The 20,899-nt window shown below is 38.6% G+C and carries 19 protein-coding genes and 1 pseudogene; all 20 read right to left on the bottom strand.

Going from position 1 to position 20,899, the window contains the following annotated elements:
• Position 1: 1 nt before the first annotated feature.
• Complete coding sequence (locus A9178_RS12120) at positions 2-1,192, bottom strand: acetylornithine transaminase (protein WP_068675627.1); 1,191 nt, start codon at positions 1,190-1,192, stop codon at positions 2-4.
• On the bottom strand, positions 1,185-1,985 hold the full coding sequence (gene argB / locus A9178_RS12115) for an acetylglutamate kinase (RefSeq protein ID WP_068675626.1): 801 nt from the start codon (positions 1,983-1,985) through the stop codon (positions 1,185-1,187). The genes A9178_RS12120 and argB overlap by 8 nt, the downstream gene beginning before the upstream one ends.
• A 10-nt stretch (positions 1,986-1,995) precedes the next feature.
• Positions 1,996-3,222, bottom strand: a complete 1,227-nt coding sequence (argJ, locus tag A9178_RS12110) for a bifunctional ornithine acetyltransferase/N-acetylglutamate synthase (RefSeq protein WP_068675624.1) — start codon at positions 3,220-3,222, stop codon at positions 1,996-1,998.
• Between the two features lie 84 nt (positions 3,223-3,306).
• Positions 3,307-4,347: an N-acetyl-gamma-glutamyl-phosphate reductase gene (argC, locus tag A9178_RS12105; protein WP_082918185.1), complete on the bottom strand. Its 1,041-nt coding sequence runs from the start codon at positions 4,345-4,347 to the stop codon at positions 3,307-3,309.
• A 235-nt stretch (positions 4,348-4,582) separates the two neighbouring features.
• The gene (locus A9178_RS12100) at positions 4,583-5,536 is read right to left on the bottom strand and encodes an alpha/beta hydrolase (RefSeq protein ID WP_068675622.1); all 954 of its coding nucleotides are present in this window, start codon (positions 5,534-5,536) and stop codon (positions 4,583-4,585) included.
• Positions 5,537-5,647: 111 nt separating this feature from the next.
• Positions 5,648-6,190: a DNA-deoxyinosine glycosylase gene (locus A9178_RS12095; RefSeq protein WP_338113669.1), complete on the bottom strand. Its 543-nt coding sequence runs from the start codon at positions 6,188-6,190 to the stop codon at positions 5,648-5,650.
• 26 nt (positions 6,191-6,216) lie between these two features.
• Complete coding sequence (locus tag A9178_RS12090) at positions 6,217-6,705, bottom strand: hypothetical protein (RefSeq protein WP_047185237.1); 489 nt, start codon at positions 6,703-6,705, stop codon at positions 6,217-6,219.
• Between the two features lie 89 nt (positions 6,706-6,794).
• A complete protein-coding gene (locus A9178_RS12085; RefSeq protein WP_068675620.1) occupies positions 6,795-7,745 on the bottom strand; it encodes an alpha/beta hydrolase in 951 nt (316 codons plus the stop codon).
• A gap of 637 nt (positions 7,746-8,382) precedes the next feature.
• Positions 8,383-9,567 (bottom strand): IS256 family transposase, encoded by a 1,185-nt coding sequence (locus A9178_RS12080; protein ID WP_068673896.1) that lies wholly within the window; start codon positions 9,565-9,567, stop codon positions 8,383-8,385.
• Positions 9,568-9,999: 432 nt separating this feature from the next.
• A pseudogene (locus tag A9178_RS12075) lies at positions 10,000-10,185 on the bottom strand (purine permease); the annotation flags it as partial.
• A 73-nt stretch (positions 10,186-10,258) separates the two neighbouring features.
• Positions 10,259-10,636: a cupredoxin domain-containing protein gene (locus A9178_RS12070; protein ID WP_047185234.1), complete on the bottom strand. Its 378-nt coding sequence runs from the start codon at positions 10,634-10,636 to the stop codon at positions 10,259-10,261.
• A gap of 182 nt (positions 10,637-10,818) precedes the next feature.
• A complete protein-coding gene (locus tag A9178_RS12065; protein WP_047185233.1) occupies positions 10,819-11,811 on the bottom strand; it encodes an ROK family glucokinase in 993 nt (330 codons plus the stop codon).
• Positions 11,812-11,890: 79 nt separating this feature from the next.
• Entirely contained in the window at positions 11,891-13,561 is a 1,671-nt protein-coding gene (locus tag A9178_RS12060; RefSeq protein ID WP_068675617.1) for a glycoside hydrolase family 13 protein, read from the bottom strand.
• A gap of 69 nt (positions 13,562-13,630) precedes the next feature.
• Positions 13,631-14,599, bottom strand: coding sequence for a sugar phosphate isomerase/epimerase family protein (locus A9178_RS12055; RefSeq protein ID WP_047185231.1), 969 nt, complete (start codon positions 14,597-14,599; stop codon positions 13,631-13,633).
• A 15-nt stretch (positions 14,600-14,614) separates the two neighbouring features.
• Complete coding sequence (locus A9178_RS12050; protein ID WP_047185230.1) at positions 14,615-15,649, bottom strand: Gfo/Idh/MocA family protein; 1,035 nt, start codon at positions 15,647-15,649, stop codon at positions 14,615-14,617.
• A 5-nt stretch (positions 15,650-15,654) separates the two neighbouring features.
• On the bottom strand, positions 15,655-16,686 hold the full coding sequence (locus tag A9178_RS12045) for a Gfo/Idh/MocA family protein (protein ID WP_068675616.1): 1,032 nt from the start codon (positions 16,684-16,686) through the stop codon (positions 15,655-15,657).
• Positions 16,687-16,773: 87 nt separating this feature from the next.
• Positions 16,774-17,799 (bottom strand): LacI family DNA-binding transcriptional regulator, encoded by a 1,026-nt coding sequence (locus A9178_RS12040; protein ID WP_060667513.1) that lies wholly within the window; start codon positions 17,797-17,799, stop codon positions 16,774-16,776.
• A 21-nt stretch (positions 17,800-17,820) separates the two neighbouring features.
• Positions 17,821-18,690 carry a DUF1189 family protein gene (locus tag A9178_RS12035; RefSeq protein ID WP_060667514.1) on the bottom strand — a complete coding sequence of 290 codons (870 nt, stop codon included), beginning with the start codon at positions 18,688-18,690 and terminating at the stop codon, positions 17,821-17,823.
• Positions 18,691-18,723: 33 nt separating this feature from the next.
• Entirely contained in the window at positions 18,724-19,575 is an 852-nt protein-coding gene (locus A9178_RS12030) for a sugar ABC transporter permease (RefSeq protein ID WP_047185226.1), read from the bottom strand.
• A gap of 2 nt (positions 19,576-19,577) precedes the next feature.
• Positions 19,578-20,882, bottom strand: a complete 1,305-nt coding sequence (locus tag A9178_RS12025; protein WP_068675614.1) for a carbohydrate ABC transporter permease — start codon at positions 20,880-20,882, stop codon at positions 19,578-19,580.
• Positions 20,883-20,899: the final 17 nt, after the last annotated feature.

Below are 20,899 nucleotides of genomic sequence, written 5' to 3'. Positions count from 1 at the left end.
GTTATTCCTCCGTTTCCAATAATAATTCATGAAAAGCATTCACAAATTGCTTTAATTCTTCTTTCGTTGTCGTTAGTGGAGGTAAAATTCTTAATACATTTGTGCCAGCTACTAATACTAAAATTCCTTTTTCACGGAACTGCTCAATCAATGGACTAACTGGCTCAGTAAATTCAATTCCAACTAGAAACCCTAGTCCTTTTACTCCGATAACATTAGTAGAGGCCTGCTGTAATTTTGCCAATTCTGTACGGAACCAATCGCTTTTCTCTTTTACTTCTGCAAGGAACCCTTCGCTTAATAAACATTCAATTGTTGCAATTCCAGCACTTGTAGCAAGCGGGTTTCCACCAAAAGTACATCCATGTGTTCCAGGGCTAAAGGTAGCTGCAACAGATTCAGTCGCAAGCATTGCACCAATCGGAATACCTGAACCTAGTCCTTTCGCTAAAGTGATCACATCTGGTTTCAAATCAAATTGTTCATAAGCAAATAATTTTCCAGTTCTCCCCATCCCCGTTTGTACTTCATCAACCATAAAGAGAATATCGTTATCTTTACAGACCTTTTCCAATTGTGTAAGCCATTCTTTGTCAGCTGGATTTACTCCACCTTCTCCTTGAACTACTTCCACAAGGACTGCGGTTGTTTTCCCATCATTAATCTCACTTAATGCGTCAAAATCGTTTAAAGTTAAATAACGAAATCCTCTATCTAATGGAGTAAAGCCTTGATGAATTTTTTCTTGGCCTGTCGCAGCCATCGTTGTTCCGGTACGTCCATGAAAAGATTGTTTAAACGTTACAATATCCGTACGTTCTGGATTCCCTTGATCTTTCGCATATTTCTTAGCAATCTTAATTGCCGCTTCATTCGCTTCTGCACCACTATTACAGAAAAACACTTTGTCAAACACACTGTTTTCTGTTAGTAGCGTGGCCAATTCTTCCTGATTTGGAATCTCATACAGGTTCGAACAATGCCATAGTAGGTCAAGTTGTTCTTTTACTTTAGACTGTACTCGATCTGGAACATGCCCTAAATTACATGTTGCAATACCGGATGTATAATCCAAATATTCATTTCCCTTATCATCCCAAACTTTACTCCCTTTCCCTTTTACTAGTTTTACTGGGAATCGATTGTATGTATTCATGATTGCTACATTTTTAACTGCTAGATTATTAGACATGTTCGACCTCTCCCATTACGATTTTTGTTCCAATGTTTTTCCCTTCCATATAATCTTTCAAGTCACTCGGAGATACCCCGTTTATAATAACGGATTCGTCTACACCAGCCGATAATGCATCCATAGCGGAGTTTACTTTAGGGATCATTCCACCATAAATAACTCCGGAAGATATCATGGAATCAATCTCTCGTTTGGTTAGTTTAGAATGGACCACTTGTTTCCCATCCATCTTCTCCATAACCCCTGGAATATCGCTCACGAATATCAATTTGCCCCCAACGCTACTCGCAACAGCTGCAGCTGCCATATCCCCATTAATATTGTAGCGAATCCCTTCCTTACCAATTCCAATTGGTGAGATAACTGGTATACCACCTTGCTCCATGATTAACTTAAGCCAATAATCATTAATTTTTTTCACCTTGCCTACGAAACCTAATTTTCCAGAGGGATCCATCGGCTCTGCTTGTAAAAGAGAACCGTCGACACCACTAAGGCCAAAAGCTATCCCTTCCGCTTTTATCAATTTATTAACAATTCGTTTATTGATAGAACCGCTCATCACCATTTCGGCAATTTTTAGAACATCCTCAGTTGTTATACGTAATCCATTCACAAAGGAGCTCTCGACTTCCGCTTGTTTAAGTGCTTGATTAATTTCAGGTCCCCCACCATGAACGATAATCGGGTCACATATTTTCTTTTCTTTTAATTCAACAAGGCTTTTATAAAAGTCTTCAGGAAGTTTTTCTAAAACACTACCACCCATTTTTAACACAACAATACCCATTTTGTTCACCTCACGTACGATAAGAAGCATTAATTCTTACATAGTTATAGGTTAAATCACAGCCCCACGCTGTTGCTCCAAATTCTCCGTTTTGCAAATCGATATTAATCTTAACTACTTCATTTTGAAGATACTCACTTGCTTCTTTTTCCATAAATGAAACAACTGCCCCATCTTTCACTACATCGATATCCCCAATTGACACACCAATTTTGTTTGGCAAAATTGGTTGTTCACTATAGCCAACTGCGCAAATAATACGGCCCCAGTTTGGATCTGAACCATATACAGCTGTTTTTACAAGATTAGAAGAAATAACTGCTTTCGCCACCTGTTTCGCCACTATTTCGGTTGGTGCACCAAAAGTGTTAACCTCAATAAGTTTAGTTGCCCCTTCTCCATCCTTAGCTACTTTCTTCGCTAGTTCTTGACTAACAAATTGTAATGCTTCCACAAACTCTGCCCATTGTGGATGTTGTTCATTTAACATTTCATTTTCTTGCGTTCCATTAGCTAACACAAGGACCATATCGTTTGTACTTGAATCGCCATCTACCGTTATCATATTAAAGGAATAGTCGATTGTTTGGCGTAATGCGTTTTGCAGACTTACAGCGTCAACTACGGCATCTGTCGTCAAAAATCCTAGCATGGTAGCCATATTGGGATGAATCATTCCAGATCCCTTAGCCGCCCCACCAATTGTGATCATTTTTCCATCAATTTCGATTTCCGCTGCTACATGCTTTGTTTTTGTATCTGTTGTTAAAATTGCTTGCTCAAAGTTCTCTGCAGCTACATGATTTTCTTCTCCCATAGCGGCAATTCCCATACGAATCTTATCCATTGGCAATGTTTCACCAATAATACCAGTAGAAGCAACCGCAACTTGATCGACCTCAACCGTCATTTTTTCAGCTGCTAATCTTTGCATTTCTAAAGCATCTTGATACCCTTGTTCACCAGTAAAAGAATTCGCATTCCCAGAATTAACAATAATGGTTTGAATTTTATGGACCTTTTCTAAACTTTTCTTCGTGACCTGCAATGGCGCAGCTTGAAAAGCATTTAAGGTAAATACACCAGCCGCAACAGCCGGAACTTCTGAATGAATCCAACCAAAGTCTAGTTTTTTTCTACGAATTCCACAGTGTACCCCTCCTGCTATAAACCCTTTTGGACTTGTCACATGTCCATTTTCTAAGATATTCATTTTCTTTGGTTGTGTTGTGATCAACTTATTTCATCCTTTCCTTATGAGGTTGTTCCAAAAAGTCCGGTGAAATTGACACTTTTCATCCTCCTTTTTGAACACATATTTTTATGGAAAAATAGGGATATGATATAGTCCGTGCTTCTCATCCCAACCATTCATTAAATTTGCATTCTGAATTGCTTGCCCAGCTGCCCCTTTAACTAAATTGTCGATTGCGGATCCAATAATGAGTTGATTGGTTCGTTCATCAACATGTAAGCCAATATCACAGAAATTGCTTCCGTACACTTCTTTTGTTGAAGGAAATCCTCCTTCTTCTCTAATTCTTACAAAAGGATGCGTTTCATAGTAGAATTGGTATAAATCCATCACGTCTTGAGTGGATACTTGCTTATCTAACTTTCCATACATGGTACATAGTAATCCTCTTGTCATCGGGATTAAATGTGTTGTAAAGGTCGTAGCTATGTCTTCATTCGCAACTTGCGATAAATATAAATCGATTTCAGGAATGTGCTGATGTTTTCCAATTTTATAAGGGGTAACATTTTCATTCGTTTCAGAGTAATGCGTCATCTGAGATTGTTTTCTTCCCGCTCCAGATACTCCAGTTTTACCATCAATAACGATGGATTGATTATTCAATATCCCATGTTCTACTGCAGGTATTAAACCAAGCAATGCAGAAGTGGGAAAGCATCCAGGGTTAGAAATAACCTTTGCCTTTATAATCTCCTCTTTATAAATCTCGGACAATCCGTAAACCGCTTCATCTAATGTTTCCTGTGGTGCCGCTTCTTTACCATACCAGGTTAGATACGCTTCACGAGAATGTAGGCGTAAGTCCCCGGATAAATCAATGCATTGTACATTTGATTCTTGGAATTGTGGTACTAAATCTTTTGCAACCCCAGCAGGTGTAGCAAGAAAGACAATATCTATTTCATCTTTTAATCTATTAATATTTAATTCTTCCATTGGATCATCATAAAATTCTGTTAAATGCGGATAAACAGATGTAATTTGCTCTCCATATTGTGAATGTGAAATGATCTGTTTAATCTTCATATAACGATGGGACTGAAGTAATCGAATTAATTCAACCGCGCCATAACCCGTTCCACCAATGATTGCTACATTTTTCACCGAATGACTCCCTTTCATATTTTTCGAATTATTCATTATTATAGATTTTTCTATCCATTTACGCAAGTATATTTATGAAAAAAAATTAATATTTATGCATAAATATTTCTGAAAACCTCCATTTAATTGTATAAAGGATGTATAAAGAAGACTTCCATCAATGGGATTTTCCTTTATCCACCACCGATGGTTAAAGGATAAAAAATGGTTCTCCAGAAAACTGAAGAACCATTTTTTAATATACATATTTGTCTAAAAACCTAGTTAATGTATCTAAATATTTATCTCGTTCCAAGATAATGGATTCACCGTGATTAGCTCCATCCACAATCATAAGCTCTGCTTCACTTTTCGTGTTTTTCAACAATTCCTTAGTCATGGAGGTTGGAACAAATGTGTCACTTCCCCCATGTATATAAAGGATTGGTACCTCCGCTTTTTTTACTTGTTCCAGTGCGGAAGCCTCCTTAATGTTATATCCGGCTTTTATATTGGTGATGAGTCCAGTTGTTGGTAATATCGGAAATTCAGGTAATTTAAACATTCTATCCAATTGATATGCAAATAAATCATTTACACTTGTATATGGACTATCTGCTACAATTGCTTTAACATTATCCGGAAGCTCTTCTCCACTAGCCATTAATACTGTTGCGGCGCCCATGGAAAGACCATGTAAAACAATCTCTGTATCATCCCCAAGTTCATCAACTACACGATTGACCCAGTCGATTAAGTCAAGACGATCATGCCAACCAAAGCCAATATAGTCGCCACCACTTTCTCCATGTCCTCGCATGTCTGCAGTAAACATATTGTAACCTAATTCCTCTACATAATGCTGACCAAACAAGCCCATATCACTAGCTCGTCCTAAATAGCCATGAGCAAAGACTACTGTTTTATTCGTTGGCTCTTTGGCAGGTAAAAAATATCCCTTAAGTGTAATTCCATCATAAGATTTCATTTCCCACTCTCTAAAGTCTTGAGCTTTTACCCAATCACGCCAATCCCCTTGTGTAAACTCTTCCATCGCTTGGGCGGAAACCTGCAGATCCTGATTGCCATTTAAGAAATCTTTAACATTTCTTTCTATTGCTAGATCATATAAGTAATATCCAATCACGAAATTGATAATAATTGCTATAATAAATAACCCTACGACGATTCTTAAGATTATTTTTTTCATTTATTCGCTCCTCTACGCTAACTATTATTCTATTATACTCGAATAGATAGTCATAGCGGAAGACGATATAAATGCTAGTTTATTACATCTTTACGTGGAGCTTATCCCCCATCACTTTCTTTGTCCCCCAGAAGTTTGAGGTGGGATAAATTTTAAAATAATACTCCAAGACTCCACTTTTTCATCAAATGTTTTGGTAAATCGACCTGGAATAGGGCTAGTGGAAGGCAATTTCTTAACATGGACATCCGGAAATTGAGTGAAATCAAAGTGCTTTTTGAATGTGTCAAAAGCTTTCGTCCCATTACATCCAATAAAACGAATAGTGGGATATCTCTCTAAAAGCCCAGCTATATCATTAGCCTCTGCATCTTTAATGGAAGAATCTAAACTTCCTTCCCGATAACAAGCTGCAATTGCATCCCATAATGCTATTCCATGTTTTTTCACAAAATCGATTCGGTCATCATAATTATCTATTTTATTTTCTTGAAATAAAGCAAAAAGAATTGGCCAAAAATGATTCCTAGGATTGCCATAATATTGCTGTTCTTCTAGTGATTTCACACTAGGCATGGAACCAAGGATTAAAACTCTTGGTTCATCTGGAAGTACTGGTGGAAAAGAAACTATTTTTTTATCCAATTCAATCACTCACTATCCGTATTTGCTTTTTAAAATTATTGGCTACTTTGTTTATGTTCTTCTTCCAAGGTCTCGTCCGCCTTCTTTCTTCTTTTCGGTAGTTTTTCCCGTATTAATGAAAAGAAACGCTTAAGCGGTGGTATCCCTTTCTTTATCCAATGCTCTTCCATCTTTTGAAACATCGGTTTCAGTTTCTCATTAATAAATGGAACGTGATATAACCTTGTGAGCAATTCGGTTATAACAAATATAAGCCAGCCGATTATATATACGTACCCAATCATTAATGTAATGGCTAGCCCATTTAAATCAAACACTTTCTCCAACATAAATTCATATCCATTACCCGTTTTTCTCTGTGCAGTATACACAAATGAAACTAATGGTATTAAAAGAGATAATATCATAGCAATTGCTGCCAACGCACTAAATCTCTGTTTGACCCAGTATACAATGCTTGCTACTAGGGTTATAGAAAAAATAATCATATAGATGACCAAAAATATTTGTGGCAAACTTTCCAATGACCTCACTCCTTATAAAGGATAAATGATAAATAATACGTGTTTGTTCATTTATATGAAATGAGGGTGTTCTTTTATGTTTTGTTTTCTTAGTGGATTATTCCATTTAAAAATTGAGATAATCGATGTTCAAATTCTTCCGTCGCCACTTCATATGCTTTTGTATGACCCGCACCAGGAACTATCCATAATTCCTTTTCTCCTCCCGCGGCTTCATAAAGCTCATGTGCCATTTCTGTTGGTACTAATTCATCCTCATCCCCATGAATGATAAATAGTGGTAGCTTATTATTTTTCACTTGATCTAAAGCAGATGCCTCCTCAAAGGTGAATCCAGATCTAACTTTAGTCATCATACTAGTAAAGTCCAAAAGCGGACGTGCTGGTAAATCATATAAATGCTTTAATTGATGGGCAAGCTCTTCTTTTACCGTTGTATATCCACTATCTGCAATAATACCTCTCACTTGTGGAGGCAATTCCTCACCACTTACCATTAATACAGTAGCCGCCCCCATGGAATTACCATGAAGGACTATGTCTTCTATATCATATTTTTCAATTAATACATCAACCCATCCAAGATAATCAATTCGATCATGCCATCCATAACCAACATAATCTCCTTCACTATTTCCATGCCCTCTTGCATCCGGAATTAGAATATCAAATCCCAGATCATAATAGAATTTAGCATAATCTCCCATTTTGTCACTATCCGATCTATAACCATGGGCAAGAATGACTGCTTTATTATTTTGTTTTTCATTCTTTAAATACCTAGCATATAATGTTAATCCATCAAAAGAAGTTTGGCTAACAGCTTCCAAATTTTGTTCTTTAAACCAATTCCTCGCGTCATCTAATGTAGAAGGTTCTTCCTCCTTTTTTACGACCTCAACAGTTTGTTCCTTTTTACCATCATACAACTCCACTCCACGCTTTACAGCTTCCCCATAAAAATAATTAACAACGAAAAACAAAGATGCACTCAGGACAATAAAAAGGATTGCTAATACTTTAATAATCTTTCTTTTCAATTGTCTGCCCCCGATCCGTTTTCTTTTAAATTACCATAAAAACTTCTACTAAGCATTCGTCTAATTTCTAGGGTAACGGAATAAACTAGTAAAATCACCATGATAAAAGTCTATCACGGACATAAGAAACGGAATACTACCGTGGAAAGTCCGTGACAAAGGGGATCACGGACATAAGAAACGGAATACTACCGCGGAAAGTCCGTGACAAAGGGGATCACGGACAAAGTTCCTGTTCTTCTTGCTTCAATCGTCCATGAGTGCTCTTCTCACGGACAAAGTTCCTGTTCTTCTTGCTTCAATCGTCCGTGAGTGCTCTTCTCACGGACAAAGTTCCTGTTCTTCAGTCAAGTCCATATTTGTGTGTAAAAGTACATTTCCGACCAAAATATTATTAAAGTGAAATCTAAGTACCAGATCAAGCCACAGCTATGCTGCTTGCCGTTGACTGTAGCGCCCGATTCTTAGTATTTGCTGGAAGGGGACGGGGCCCCGCCAGCAGATGCTTAGAATCGATTTATCCGTGTTACAATTTAGAGAAGGATGCCCCGTAAAGGGTGTTTTTTAGCCATCCTTTGACAGCACCACTAACACGGATAAAAGTAAAGTCAATGGTGGCGTTATTCGAGTAAAGCTCCTAATCGTCTTCGTATTTGTCATAATTCTTAAAGTATTGTTTATTCTCCCAATCCTTATCAATGTTCATAAGTACAGAACCGATTATTCGAATAGCTGATTGATCATTTGGAAAGATAGAAATTACCTTTTCTCTTCTGCGTATTTCCCTATTTACACGTTCTAACATATTAGTAGTTCTCAAATGTTTATGATATTTTAGTGGGTGGGCATGGTATTGCATCACATCTTCAAACCCTGAATCTAACAATTTTATCGCCTTTTCAAGGCTTTTTGTATTTTGGTATTTATCCATAAAACGTTCCTTTAGTTCATTGGCATGCTTACGTTTGGATGTTCTGAAAATAGCCTTAAGATCATCCTTGACTTCTTCCATATTCTTTTTAGGCATCGTATCAATGATATTTCGTAAAAAATGAACTGCACATCTTTGCCAAGAAGTACCTAAAAATGTTTGTTTAATAGCTTTAACTAAACCAGCATGAGCATCAGAGATAATCATTTTTGGTGAATGAATACCACGAGATTTTAGGTACTCGAAAAAGCTAGACCAGCATTCCTTAGATTCTTTATGATCAATTTTCAAGCCAATGATTTCCCTGTACCCTCTTTCATTTACACCACAAGCAATATAAACCCCTTTGGAAACCACACGCCTACCTTCTCGAACCTTGATATACATAGCATCTACGTAAATATAGGGGTAGTAATAGACATTCAGTGGTCGACTTTTCCACTCATTAACAATTGGATCCAGTGCCTTCGTAATTTCTGACACAAAGGACTTCGAAACTTTCTTTCCACACAACTCCTCTACGATATTAGATACTTTACGCGTTGAGACGCCATTAATAACCATCTCCATCATGGATATGATTAATGCCTGGTCATATCGCTCGTATCTCTTAAAGGCTGTCGGTGAAAATTCCCCATCTCTCGTACGAGGGACTTTTAATTTAAGTGAGCCAGCACCTGTGATTAACTCACGTTCATAGTAACCATTCCGATACCCTTTGCGATTACTAGTTCTTTCATGAGAGAGAGCATTAATATATTCGTCCCTTTCCTTTTCCATTAATGAATTCAAAATTAAGGCCAGGGAAGATTTTACAGGGGATTCTAGAGAACTATTTTCAACTTTCTCTTTTAGGTCTTCCAAATTTATAGTAATATTAATCTGGGTCATCTTTTCATACCTCCATGTTTTATTTTCTTGGTCGAAAACATTGTAACATGGGTCATGAAAGATGACCTTTCTTTTTACACAATTATATGGACTTTATCTGTTCTTCTTGCTTCAATCGTCCGTGAGTGCTCTTCTCACGGACAAAGTTCCTGTTCTTCTTGCTTCAATCGTCCGTGAGTACTCTTCTCACGGACAAAGTTCCTGTTCTTCTTGCTTCAATTGTCCGTGAGTGCTCCTGTCACGGACAAAGCTCCTGTTCTTCTTGCTTCAATTGTCCGTGAGTGCTCTTCTCACGGACAAAGTTCCTGTTCTTCTTGCTTCAATTGTCCGTGAGCTCCTGTCACGGACAAAAGAAATAAAAACGCTCCTGGAATGTCCGTGACAAGGTTCATAGACAAAAAGAGTGACCCTAAAGAACCTTTATTAGAAAACTTATGCTGGAAACAAAAAAGGTATCCCTCTATTAGAGATACCTTTATAAAAACGAACTATGCTTCTTTTTCCTGCAACGATACCATTACTCGTTAAAATTTGTAAGCTTGCCGGTAAAACAGAGAATAATTCTGGAACAACAGTAACTCCAAGACCCATTCCCACTGGACACGCGATAATCATAGCACCTGTCGATAAATAAAAGCATGACCCTCTCTCTCCGAGATGTCATGCTGTGTCGTAATTCAACAAATCCTCATTATTCAACCACTACTTCTCCAACCATGCCCTCCTTCTCATGGTATCGGCATATCAATTCATACGTGCCGGTCTTTTCGGGCTTTATCGAGATTTTTTTCTCTTCTCCCGGTTGAAGCTCCACATCAATGGCTAGTCTTTTTACAGTAAAGGTATGTTCTTTCATTCCTTTATTCTGAAGCAGTAGAATTGTCGTTTCTTCATTTGGAAGCGTAATTACGTCCGGATTAAAGAAATCATCGTTCAATTCGACCACGACTTCATTATTTGCATTCTGAGCTTCAGTTTCTGCAACTCCATGTAGCGAGCCAAAACTAGAAAGAACCATGATCACCGCAAATACACAAACTAACCTTATTAACGGATTTTTAATAGACATTGGATAATACCTCCTTTCTGCCTGTTAGTTTCTTCAATTTACAGGAAAATATCAAAGAATATTAGAAGTGATATATTCGTCTATATCAGGTATGACTAATTCTAGATTTCATGATTTCACTTTTATTAAACGTTTCCTAAATAACTTTAAAAGGAGAAAGCCATTCTTACGGCTTTCTCCTTTTATGCTTCTACTAAATTATCATTCCTTAGTTCCCGCTTCTCAAATCGACTTTTCACAAGATAAGCCGCACCAATCATTCCTGCATCATTGTCCAATTGTGCGAGCTTCACTTCACAACATTCACTTACCCTAGGAAGGGCATACTTTTTGAATGCTGCTGTTATTTTAGCGAGCAGCGGCTCCCCTGCTTTAGAGAGTCCGCCACCAATTATAATCTGACTAGGATTGATCGTAACTGCCATATTTGCCATCGCCTTACCTAACATATCTGCCATCCGTTCAATAATCCTTTGACTCGCTTCATCTCCGGACGTTGCACAATCAAAAACATCTTTCGCTTCTAACATACCACGTTGGTTATAACGGGCAGCGAGTACACCGTGAGGAGCTTCTTTTATATGATCCATGGCCATGTGCACAATTCCCGTTGCCGAAGCTATTGTTTCCAAACATCCCATTCTTCCGCAATTACAGCGGTATTCGTTTGGCGCAACTAAAATGTGTCCAATTTCACCGGCAGTGCCATTCGTTCCGTTCGAAATCTCTCCATTTGCGATAATTCCGCCACCAACTCCAGTGCCAAGCGTAATAAATATAAGGTTTTCAGCAGAGTTGCCGCTCCCTTTCCAGTTCTCCGCTAATGCTGCTAAATTAGCATCATTTTCTATAAATACAGGTAAACTTGATAATCGGTGAAGTTCTTCTTTCAGATTGAAGTTTTTCCAACCAATATTTACAGCCTCTTCCACGATACCAGTTACTGGATGTATAAAGCCTGGAGCGCCCACACCTATTCCTATTATTTTATTTTCTATTTTGTATTTTGATAAGGTATCCGCTATCGATGCCCAAATATCTTTTACAATTGTCTTTCCTGCATTATCTTTGTTCGTTGGTATTTTCCACTTAACTAAAAATTCTCCCTTATGATTGATTAAGCCGATTTTTACAGTAGTGCCTCCAATATCTATGCCTATCATCAACTCATCCATTTAGACGTACTCCTTATCATGTAAGTTTAGCGGATTGCTTCCTTATGAGTAGGTTACTCCTGAATGATCAAACAACATCTTATTTTATCTGATACACTCGGGCTTCATACGGACGGAAAGTCATCGTATCCAGTGTTTCATGAGCCTCTTGCACCTGATAGTTGCTTAATCGCAATTCCGCCTGCTTCCCTAGTAAATTTTCAGGGAACTCGAAATCGGCAGTACCATCCAATAAGTTTGTTAAAATAACATACTGTTGCTCACCTAACGTACGCACGTAAGCATAAATTTGCTCATGTTCTTCTAAGATAAGTTCATAGCTACCGTATATGAGTGTCTCATTTCCACGGCGCAGCTCGATCAACTTCTTATAATAATGGTAGATGGAATCGGGATTCTCCAGTTCGGCTTCTACATTGATATCCTTCACATTTGGATTTACTTTCATCCATGGTGTTCCCGTTGTAAATCCGCCGTTTTCCTTACTATTCCATTGCATCGGTGTTCGGGAGTTGTCCCGGCCGCTCTTCCAGATGATTTTCATCACCTCTTCATGACTTTTACCGGCTACCCGTTCTTCTTTATAAAGTGTTTTAATTGCAACATCATTATAATCATCAATGGAATCAAACTTGACGTTCGTCATTCCAATCTCTTGCCCTTGATAAATAAACGGTGTTCCTTGCATTAAAAAGTACATGGTTGCAAAGCTTTTTGCCGATTTTTCCCGCAAGTCCGTATCATTTCCCCATGTGGAAACAGAACGAGGCTGATCATGATTTTCTAAGAACAGAGCATTCCAGCCGATACCATCCAGACCTTTTTGCCATTTGCTGAGCGCTTTTTTAAGACCTTGCATATCGAGTCCGCCTGTTGCACTCTTGCCCCAAAGGTCCAAATGTTCAAATTGGAAAATCATATTGAAAAAGCCATTCTCCTCGCCGACCCATGCATCCGCTTGTTGAATTTTGACTCCGTTCGCTTCTCCGACGGTCATAATATCATATTTATCAAATGTTTCTTTTCTTAGTTCCTCCAGGAAAACTTCAATTCCAGGTCGGTTCATATGTCCCTCATACGAAGGAACATATTTTTGATTGTCGGGGTTCGGCATATCCGGAAAACCGGGAACTTTTTTAATATGTGAAATTGCATCGACTCGGAAACCATCGATTCCTTTGTCCAACCACCAATTCACCATTTTATACAAATCGTGGCGAACTTCCGGGTTTTCCCAGTTGAGGTCTGGTTGTTTACTGGCGAATACATGCATGTAATATTCCCCTGTCTTCTCATCGTATTCCCAGACGGACCCTCCAAAGATAGATTCCCAATTATTCGGGGCTTTGCCGTCTATCCCAGGATGCCAAATATAATAATCCCGGTATGGATTGTCCCTTGAAGAACGGGATTCAATGAACCATTCATGCTTATCCGATGTATGGTTAATGACGAGGTCCATAATCAATTTCATACCACGGGCATGTACCTCTTCCAGTAATTCATCAAAATCTTCCATCGTTCCGTATTCGGCTGAAATTCCCTGGTAATCGCTAATATCGTAACCATTATCAATGTTCGGAGATGGATAGATTGGGGAGATCCAAATGACATCAATCCCTAAATCCTGTAAATAATCCAATTTCGAGATGATACCTTGGATATCCCCGACGCCATCTCCATTTGAATCCATAAAACTTCGCGGATAAATTTGATAGGCTACCGCTTCCTTCCACCACTGGCTAGTCATACTTATTTCCTCCTTTAGCTGAACGGTTTGATATAGAACATCAGCTAATTCTTTTCCTGTAAAGCAAGATTATGCCCACCAGATATTAGCGGGGGCCTCTTCCATATTGATAGCTTTCAAGTTTCGAACTGCTGCGCGAAAGCCTTCATCAATAGACATGATTGGATCTTCATGTTCAATGCTCATGACATAATCATAGCCATACGTCCTTAATGCACTAACTATGTTAGACCATTCTTGGATACTATGACCGTACCCAACTGAACGGAAACTCCATGCACGCGTCTGGACATCTGCATATGGCTGCATGTCTGTCAGTCCATACATGTTTACATTATCTTGATCAATAAATGTGTCTTTCGCGTGGAAATGATGAATCGCATTTTCCTTACCTAATATTTTAATCGCTGCAACCGGGTCGATGCCTTGCCACCATAAATGACTTGGGTCCAGATTAGCACCAATTGCCTCGTTCGTTGCATCTCGCAGTTTCAGTAATGTATAAGGTGTATGAACGAGAAAGCCTGCATGAAGTTCCAATCCAACTTTCACCCCATGATCTTTTGCAAATTGAGCTTGCTCTTTCCAATAAGGAATCAATTTTTTCTCCCATTGCCAATTTAAAATATCAGTGTACTCGGTTGGCCATGGTGTCACAGGCCAGTTAGGGTATTTGGAATCTTCATGTGATCCTGGTGTACCGGAAAACGTGTTGACGACTGGTACATCCAGCATTTGCGCAAGTTTCACGGTTTTCACGAACATATCATGGGATTTTTTTGCATGTTCTTTATTTGGGGAAACCGGGTTATCATGGCAGCTGAATGCACTGATCGTTAAGCCCCTTGAATGGACTTTATCGATAAATTCCTTCCGTTTATCCTCATTAGCGAGTAATTCATCCACATCACAATGAGCAGTGCCAGGATTCCCACCAGTACCAATTTCAACTGCTTGCAATCCAGCTTCCTTTACATGATCCAACATTTGTTCAAAAGGTTTTTCATTAAATAATACTGTAAATACGCCTAATTTCATGGATACCGCCTCCAGTTAATTTAATGTTATACTTGATTTGTTTTCACTACTTTTGTAAATCGCTTCAATTATTTTAGTAACAGTTCTGGCTTGCTCGGGTTTGTTCACTAATTCCGCTTCCCCAAGACAGCTTTCAATAAAGTTTTTGGCCTGAAGAAATCCTGCTTTTGCTTGATCATCTTCTACTTTTGCTGTGGTTGTTAGGTATGCTCCGTGTTTCGGCTGATAGAATTCAATTGGAAATACATTCAATCCGCCATTCGAACCGGATATGCTTACATTTGTCGTATCTTCTTTTATATTTGCTGCCCAAGAGCATTCAAATAACATAGAGGCACCATTCTCAAATCGGATATAGGAAGATACATGGTCATCCACATCAAAAGATTCATGATCAAAGTTGCCCCAGTCGTTGAGCTGATTTGGCGTTTTGCTTAATCTGTTATACGTTGTTCCTGTTACTTCTACTGCGTTGGGTTCATCTAATAGCCAAAGTGCTGCATCCAAAAAGTGACAACCCCAATCTATCAGACTTCCTCCGCCTTGTAATTGTTTATTCGTAAATACACCCCAGCCCGGAACTTTCCGGCACCTTAATGCCTGGACCCTTGCTACAAGCGGGTCCCCAACCTCTTTCATCGTTTGTTTTGCCAGCTGAACAGATTCTATGAACCGATAATGATACGCAATGCTTAAACACTTATCCGCTTTCTTTGCTGCTTTGATCATTAAATCGCACTCTTCGGCCGTGATGGCCATCGGTTTTTCACATAAAACATGGACTCCTGCTTCTAATGCCGCGATAGAGATTTCTGCATGGAATTTATTCGGTGTGCAAATTGTCACCGCATCAACGGTGGCGAATAGTTCTTCATAATCGGAAAACACGTAAGGGATATTAAACTTTTCCGCTACTTCTTTTGCTTTTGTAATTTTAAGATCTTGTATTGCGGTAATTTCCACTTTGTCTGATAATGCCTGGTAGGCCGGGATATGACGATCTTGCGCTATCCCACCTACTCCGATGATTCCCATTTTCAATTTCCGCATCCATTTCACTTCTCCAAACTGATAATTCGTTTCGTTTCCACTGATTCCAATGCACCTAGAATCACTTGCAATGATTTCTTACCTTCCTCGCCATCAATTAATGGATTTGTATCATGAAGAATGGATTCGATGAAATGATCGATTGTATGTGAGGTTGTTTGACCTCCATCTTCATTCGATTGAATGCCATCCAACTCATACTTCACTACCTCTCCATTATTGTATTGCACAATAAGGGAGTATTCGGGATCATCCTCAAGCCTTAACGTTGCCTTTTCCCCATAAAGAATCGTTGAATTATCTTCTTTTGCGGTATATGCCCAGCTTGCTGCAAGTGTACCGACGATGCCGCTTGTTGATTTTAAAATTAACGTTGCATTATCATCGACATTGATATTTTCTTTCGCATTCGTTTCGACAAAAGCTCCAACCTCTACGAATTCCTCACCTAACAGATAACGCAGTAAATCCGCTTTATGTACACCAAGGTCACCCATTGCTCCGATAAAGGCCTGATCTTTTTTGAAGAACCAACTGTCCGCTTCGTCTGCACTCCAGCCTTCTGGGCCACCATGTCCAAAACTCGTACGGAAACTATAAATTTTTCCAATTTCACCTTGTTCGATTAATTTCCTTGCTTTTTGATGAGAAGAAACGAAGCGTTGATTATGGCCGATCATGAGTTTCTTATTATTCCTCTCGGCTGCTTCAATCATCTGTTCAGCTTCTTCACGGGAAGTTGCCATCGGTTTTTCACATAAGACATGAGCGCCTGCATTTAGGGCAGCGATACTTACTGGTGCATGTAAATAGTTAGGGAGACAGACGCTCACTGCATCGATATTTTCTGATTCCAGCAATGCTTCATAACTTGTATATGCCTTAGCATGATATTTTTCAGCAGTTTCTTTTACTCTTGCTTCATTAATGTCACTCACAGCGACAATCTCCACATGTGGGTTATTGTTGTATTCGATTAAGTGGCGGTGTTTTGCAATACTTCCACAGCCAATGACGGCAACACGAATTTTTGTCATAGGACGATTCCTCCTTCGATTATTTCTCGGCTATTTGTCTAGTGAATCCGCATTTCCATGCGCAGGGGGCCAGTCAATCTTCCATATTCACTCAGACTTATATTCACTTACGGATTCACGGTAAATTACTTTGTGTGGAATGATGATCCGTTTTGCCGGTTCTGATTTATTTACTGTCTTTTCTATTAATGCTTTAGCTGATTGTGCGCCTATTTCATAGATTTGTATATCAATCGTTGTTAATGCAGGACGTGTAATTTCTGATAAATATACATTATTGAAGCTTACTAACGAAATATCCTTTGGAACATGCAATCCCGAATCTTCAAGCATGCTTAAAACACCTAAGCTGATTAAATCATCACTAATTACAATCGCTGTCGGAGGCGTCTCGAGCGCTAATAAACTCTCTACTGCTTCCCGCCCTCCTGATTTCAGAAATTCGGTATGAATCTGATACGCTTCTTTATTTTCTAGTCCAGCTTCATCCAGTGCTGCTTTATAGCCTTCCTCACGGTCAACTGTTACGAATAAATCCCTTGCCCCACCAATAAAAGCGATTTTTTCATGCCCTTGTTCAATAAGATGTTCGGTAATTTCTTTCCCTGCTGAAAAGTTATCATTATCGACATGGGTTGTTTCGCTGATGTTCTCATAGGGCTTTCCAACGATAACAAACGGAAATTCACTTTCCCTAAGGAACTGCGTAACAGGATCATTCATCCGGGAATAAAGTAAGATCATACCGTCGACATAACTGCCATAAACCATACGTTCAACTTCCGCAAGTATTTCTTCCTCTGTTTGTCCGCTGGAAAGCATCATTGTATATTGTTCCTTATGTGTAACAGATCCAATTCCCCGTAATACTTCTGGGAAAAATGGGTTTTGCAATGCTTTGTCAGCAGATGATGGCAAGATAACACCGATTGACTTTGTTGATTTGGCAACTAAGTTTCGTGCATGAATATTCGGATGATAACCTAGCTTTTTCATTGCTTTTCGTACTTTTTTCTTTGTATCAGGACTAATTCTCGGATTATCGGCAATTACCCTAGAAACTGTAGAGGGTGATACACCTGTTACCTTTGCTATGTCTTTAATTGTTACCATTTTCCATTTCACCCCGCTTCTTTAATCGACTGACTTCCCATACTGGGTCTTTATTTTCTGTAGTTGTTTCCTTTCAACGTACTCATCACTGAAGTGAGTATGATAAAACACAGCGAGCAAGATAAAGATTAGAGCCGTTGACTGTGTCATAATAATGACAATAACATCGAATCCTAACAATCCCATAATCATTGCGATTAAAGTTGCTAATCCAAGTGTGTTTACAATTAGATTGACAGATTCTTTATATGTCCCTATTGATGAGGATTGACCTCTCTTCGTTAAATAGATGAAGAATGAAGCACCTATTACAAAAAAGAGCAGGCTTGCAAAGGCGATATTAAAAACAGCAAAGATTAAGCCACCTACAACGATTGCTTTATTCTGGGTAAACCATTGATTAGAAATCGCTGCTTGCAGTTCTTTTTCATTGGTTACTCCAGACAAATTGAAATCCCGAGTATATTTAATGTTTGCAATTGGCTGCCCCGCTTCTTTGATTGTTATGCCTTCCTTTTGGAAGAGGACTGCATTTTCCATTTCCAGCGCTTGCTCCATTTTCTCATCTGATAAATTTCCGCCGATCACGCCAGTTTCTTTCTCTTGATAGAAAGTAGGAGCATGCTCCATTTCTCCTTGAGAGAAAGTTGCATTTTCTAATGAGGTCACGGTTGTGTCATCAATAAGTGCAAACGCATTCGGATACGTTTCATCAATTTCGTAAGTATCCATTTTCGCAAAATCCAGCGACACTGGGATCAAAATCAAACCATTTAAAAAGAAAAACACAATAATGATTTGCAACCAGTTTAATTGATGTCTCCCCGTAAACATGTCGGTAGGCCTGAATATACTTTTAAAGTAATTTAATGGGAATATATCTGTTTTCATCTATACTCACTTCATTTCTATGATTTAAATCGATTATCCTTTTGTTCCGCCTGCAGTTAAACCGGAAACAAAATTCTTTTGTAACATAAAGAATAAGATACTAATCGGTATCGCAATTAAGATTGCCCCTGCAGAGAAGAGTGCTACTTTCTGTTCTTGCGGATTACTAATAAATGTATGTAATCCAATTGCTACAGTGTAATTTTCAGGTGACCGCAATAGGAATTTAGCTAACATGTATTCGCCAAACGGTGTCATAAATGCCCATAATGCTTGAACAGCAATCATCGGTTTTGCCATTGGCAGCACGATTTGTGCGAATATCCTGAAGTGACCAGCACCATCCAGCTTTGCCGATTCATCCAAATCGTATGGTATCGTATCAAAATACCCCTTCATGAGCCATGTATTCATCGGAATACCTCCACCAATGTAAAGGAACATCAAGAACCAACTTTGGTCGAGTGCACCTAACAGCAATGCCATAACGTAGAAAGCAACTAAAGTAGCAGTCGTTGGTATCATCTGTACGAGTAAGAAAAACATCAAGCTTTTCTTACGGCCAATAAAACGGTAACGGCTAAATGTATAACCGGCCAATGTAATAAGTATCACCTGGACAATCATCGTGACAAATGCAATGACCAACGTATTAATATACCATTCGCCATAGAGTGTTTCTGTAAATAATCTCCTGAAGTTATCCAATGTCCATGTCGCATCGAAACTGAGATCAAAGGCGGAGATGTTACCGGCTTTAAACGCGGAGCTTGCTGTTATCAACAAAGGATACAATATAATCACGGATAGGAGTAGTAAAAATGCATACGTGAAAAACTTTGTAAAGAATCGGGAAGATTTTTGTGATCGGAATAAATTACTCATCGTTAATCCTCCATTTCAAATGCTTTTGTCTTTTTAAATACAATCAACGCAATAGTAATGACAAATATCGAAATAAATAATGTTACTGCTGCTGCAATTGAATATTGTGGTGATGTTCCAGTTGTAAGCTTAAATATCCATGATATTAAGATATCCGTTGAACCCGCACCTGCTCCGATACTTCCTGGTCCGCCTTCATTAAAGAGGTAAATCATGTTGAAGTTGTTCAGATTAAAGGTATATTGCGTAATAAACACTGGCGCTGCAATCATTAATATCGTTGGAAGGGTTATATGACGAAAGCGCTGGATTGGACCAGCCCCATCAATTTTTGCTGATTCATATTGTTCTTCTGGAATAGATTGCAAGATTCCCGATACCAGCACATAAATATAAGGGAATCCTAACCAACCTTGAACTAATATAATTGCTATCTTAGTAAAAAAGGGGTTCGTCTTCCATGGTAAAGCTCCCAAATCTATAAAAGGAACAAGCGAATTGATAAACGGAATGACCTGTGAATTTATTGCTCCCAAGCTATCATTAAACATGTTTGAGAAACTCATAATAGTAATGAATGCAGGTACAGCCCACGGGAGTAAGAAAATAATTCCAAATAACCGTTTAAACTTAATAAACTTCTGGTTTAACACAACTGCCGTAAATATACCGATCGCTATTTGTAATGAAGTGGCACCTAGTGTCCAAATTATCGTCCAACCAAGTACAGCTATAAATGTATCACGATACGAGCTGAGGAAGAACATATTGATAAAGTTTTCAAACCCAACCCAATCAATTAAACTAGCTGGAGGTATATGATAAAAGTCATAGTTTGTAAATGAGATAAAGATCGTAACTAAAACCGGGAAGATAATTGCAAAAATCATAACTAGGTAAGCGGGTATTGTAAATAGATAAGGAAAACCATTATGATACACATTCTTCAAAATATCCTTCGCCGTTTTATTTATTTTCTTTTCCTCAACGATTTGTATTGCAACTTTCCTCGCATCATAAATATTAATGGCATAAAATAAGAAAAATATAACTGTCAAAAGTAGTTGCAAGGATCCCTCTATGAGCAAGAATAAAGAATGATCCTCACCTGGTGTTAACCCTAACGTAACCATACCAGTAAACGCAGCAAAACCAAACACAATCATTTCATAAATAAACAAAGCGAATACTACTAGAAAGGCAATGCCTTTAAATGTTTGTTTGTTATAAAACTGACCTATTCCTGGAATGACTGAGAGCCATGTCGCTGTTCTTACCCTCTTCTTCGCGTCCTTTGTACGTTCCACAACAGTGTCACTCCCTT

This window comes from Oceanobacillus sp. Castelsardo (assembly GCF_001659985.1).
In the GTDB taxonomy this organism is placed as follows: Bacteria; Bacillota; Bacilli; order Bacillales; family Amphibacillaceae; genus Oceanobacillus.
Note: the sequence above shows the minus strand (reverse complement) of the source record. Positions and strands in the feature narration are given on the sequence as shown.

Coding starts and splice junctions, on each gene's coding strand:
- A9178_RS12120 (WP_068675627.1), bottom strand. CDS start 1,192: ATGTCTAATAATCTAGCAGTTAAAAATGTAGCAATCATGAATACATAC.
- argB (WP_068675626.1), bottom strand. CDS start 1,985: ATGGGTATTGTTGTGTTAAAAATGGGTGGTAGTGTTTTAGAAAAACTT.
- A9178_RS12100 (WP_068675622.1), bottom strand. CDS start 5,536: ATGAAAAAAATAATCTTAAGAATCGTCGTAGGGTTATTTATTATAGCA.
- A9178_RS12080 (WP_068673896.1), bottom strand. CDS start 9,567: ATGACCCAGATTAATATTACTATAAATTTGGAAGACCTAAAAGAGAAA.
- A9178_RS12070 (WP_047185234.1), bottom strand. CDS start 10,636: ATGTCTATTAAAAATCCGTTAATAAGGTTAGTTTGTGTATTTGCGGTG.
- A9178_RS12065 (WP_047185233.1), bottom strand. CDS start 11,811: ATGGATGAGTTGATGATAGGCATAGATATTGGAGGCACTACTGTAAAA.
- A9178_RS12060 (WP_068675617.1), bottom strand. CDS start 13,561: ATGACTAGCCAGTGGTGGAAGGAAGCGGTAGCCTATCAAATTTATCCG.
- A9178_RS12055 (WP_047185231.1), bottom strand. CDS start 14,599: ATGAAATTAGGCGTATTTACAGTATTATTTAATGAAAAACCTTTTGAA.
- A9178_RS12050 (WP_047185230.1), bottom strand. CDS start 15,649: ATGCGGAAATTGAAAATGGGAATCATCGGAGTAGGTGGGATAGCGCAA.
- A9178_RS12045 (WP_068675616.1), bottom strand. CDS start 16,686: ATGACAAAAATTCGTGTTGCCGTCATTGGCTGTGGAAGTATTGCAAAA.
- A9178_RS12040 (WP_060667513.1), bottom strand. CDS start 17,799: ATGGTAACAATTAAAGACATAGCAAAGGTAACAGGTGTATCACCCTCT.
- A9178_RS12035 (WP_060667514.1), bottom strand. CDS start 18,690: ATGAAAACAGATATATTCCCATTAAATTACTTTAAAAGTATATTCAGG.
- A9178_RS12030 (WP_047185226.1), bottom strand. CDS start 19,575: ATGAGTAATTTATTCCGATCACAAAAATCTTCCCGATTCTTTACAAAG.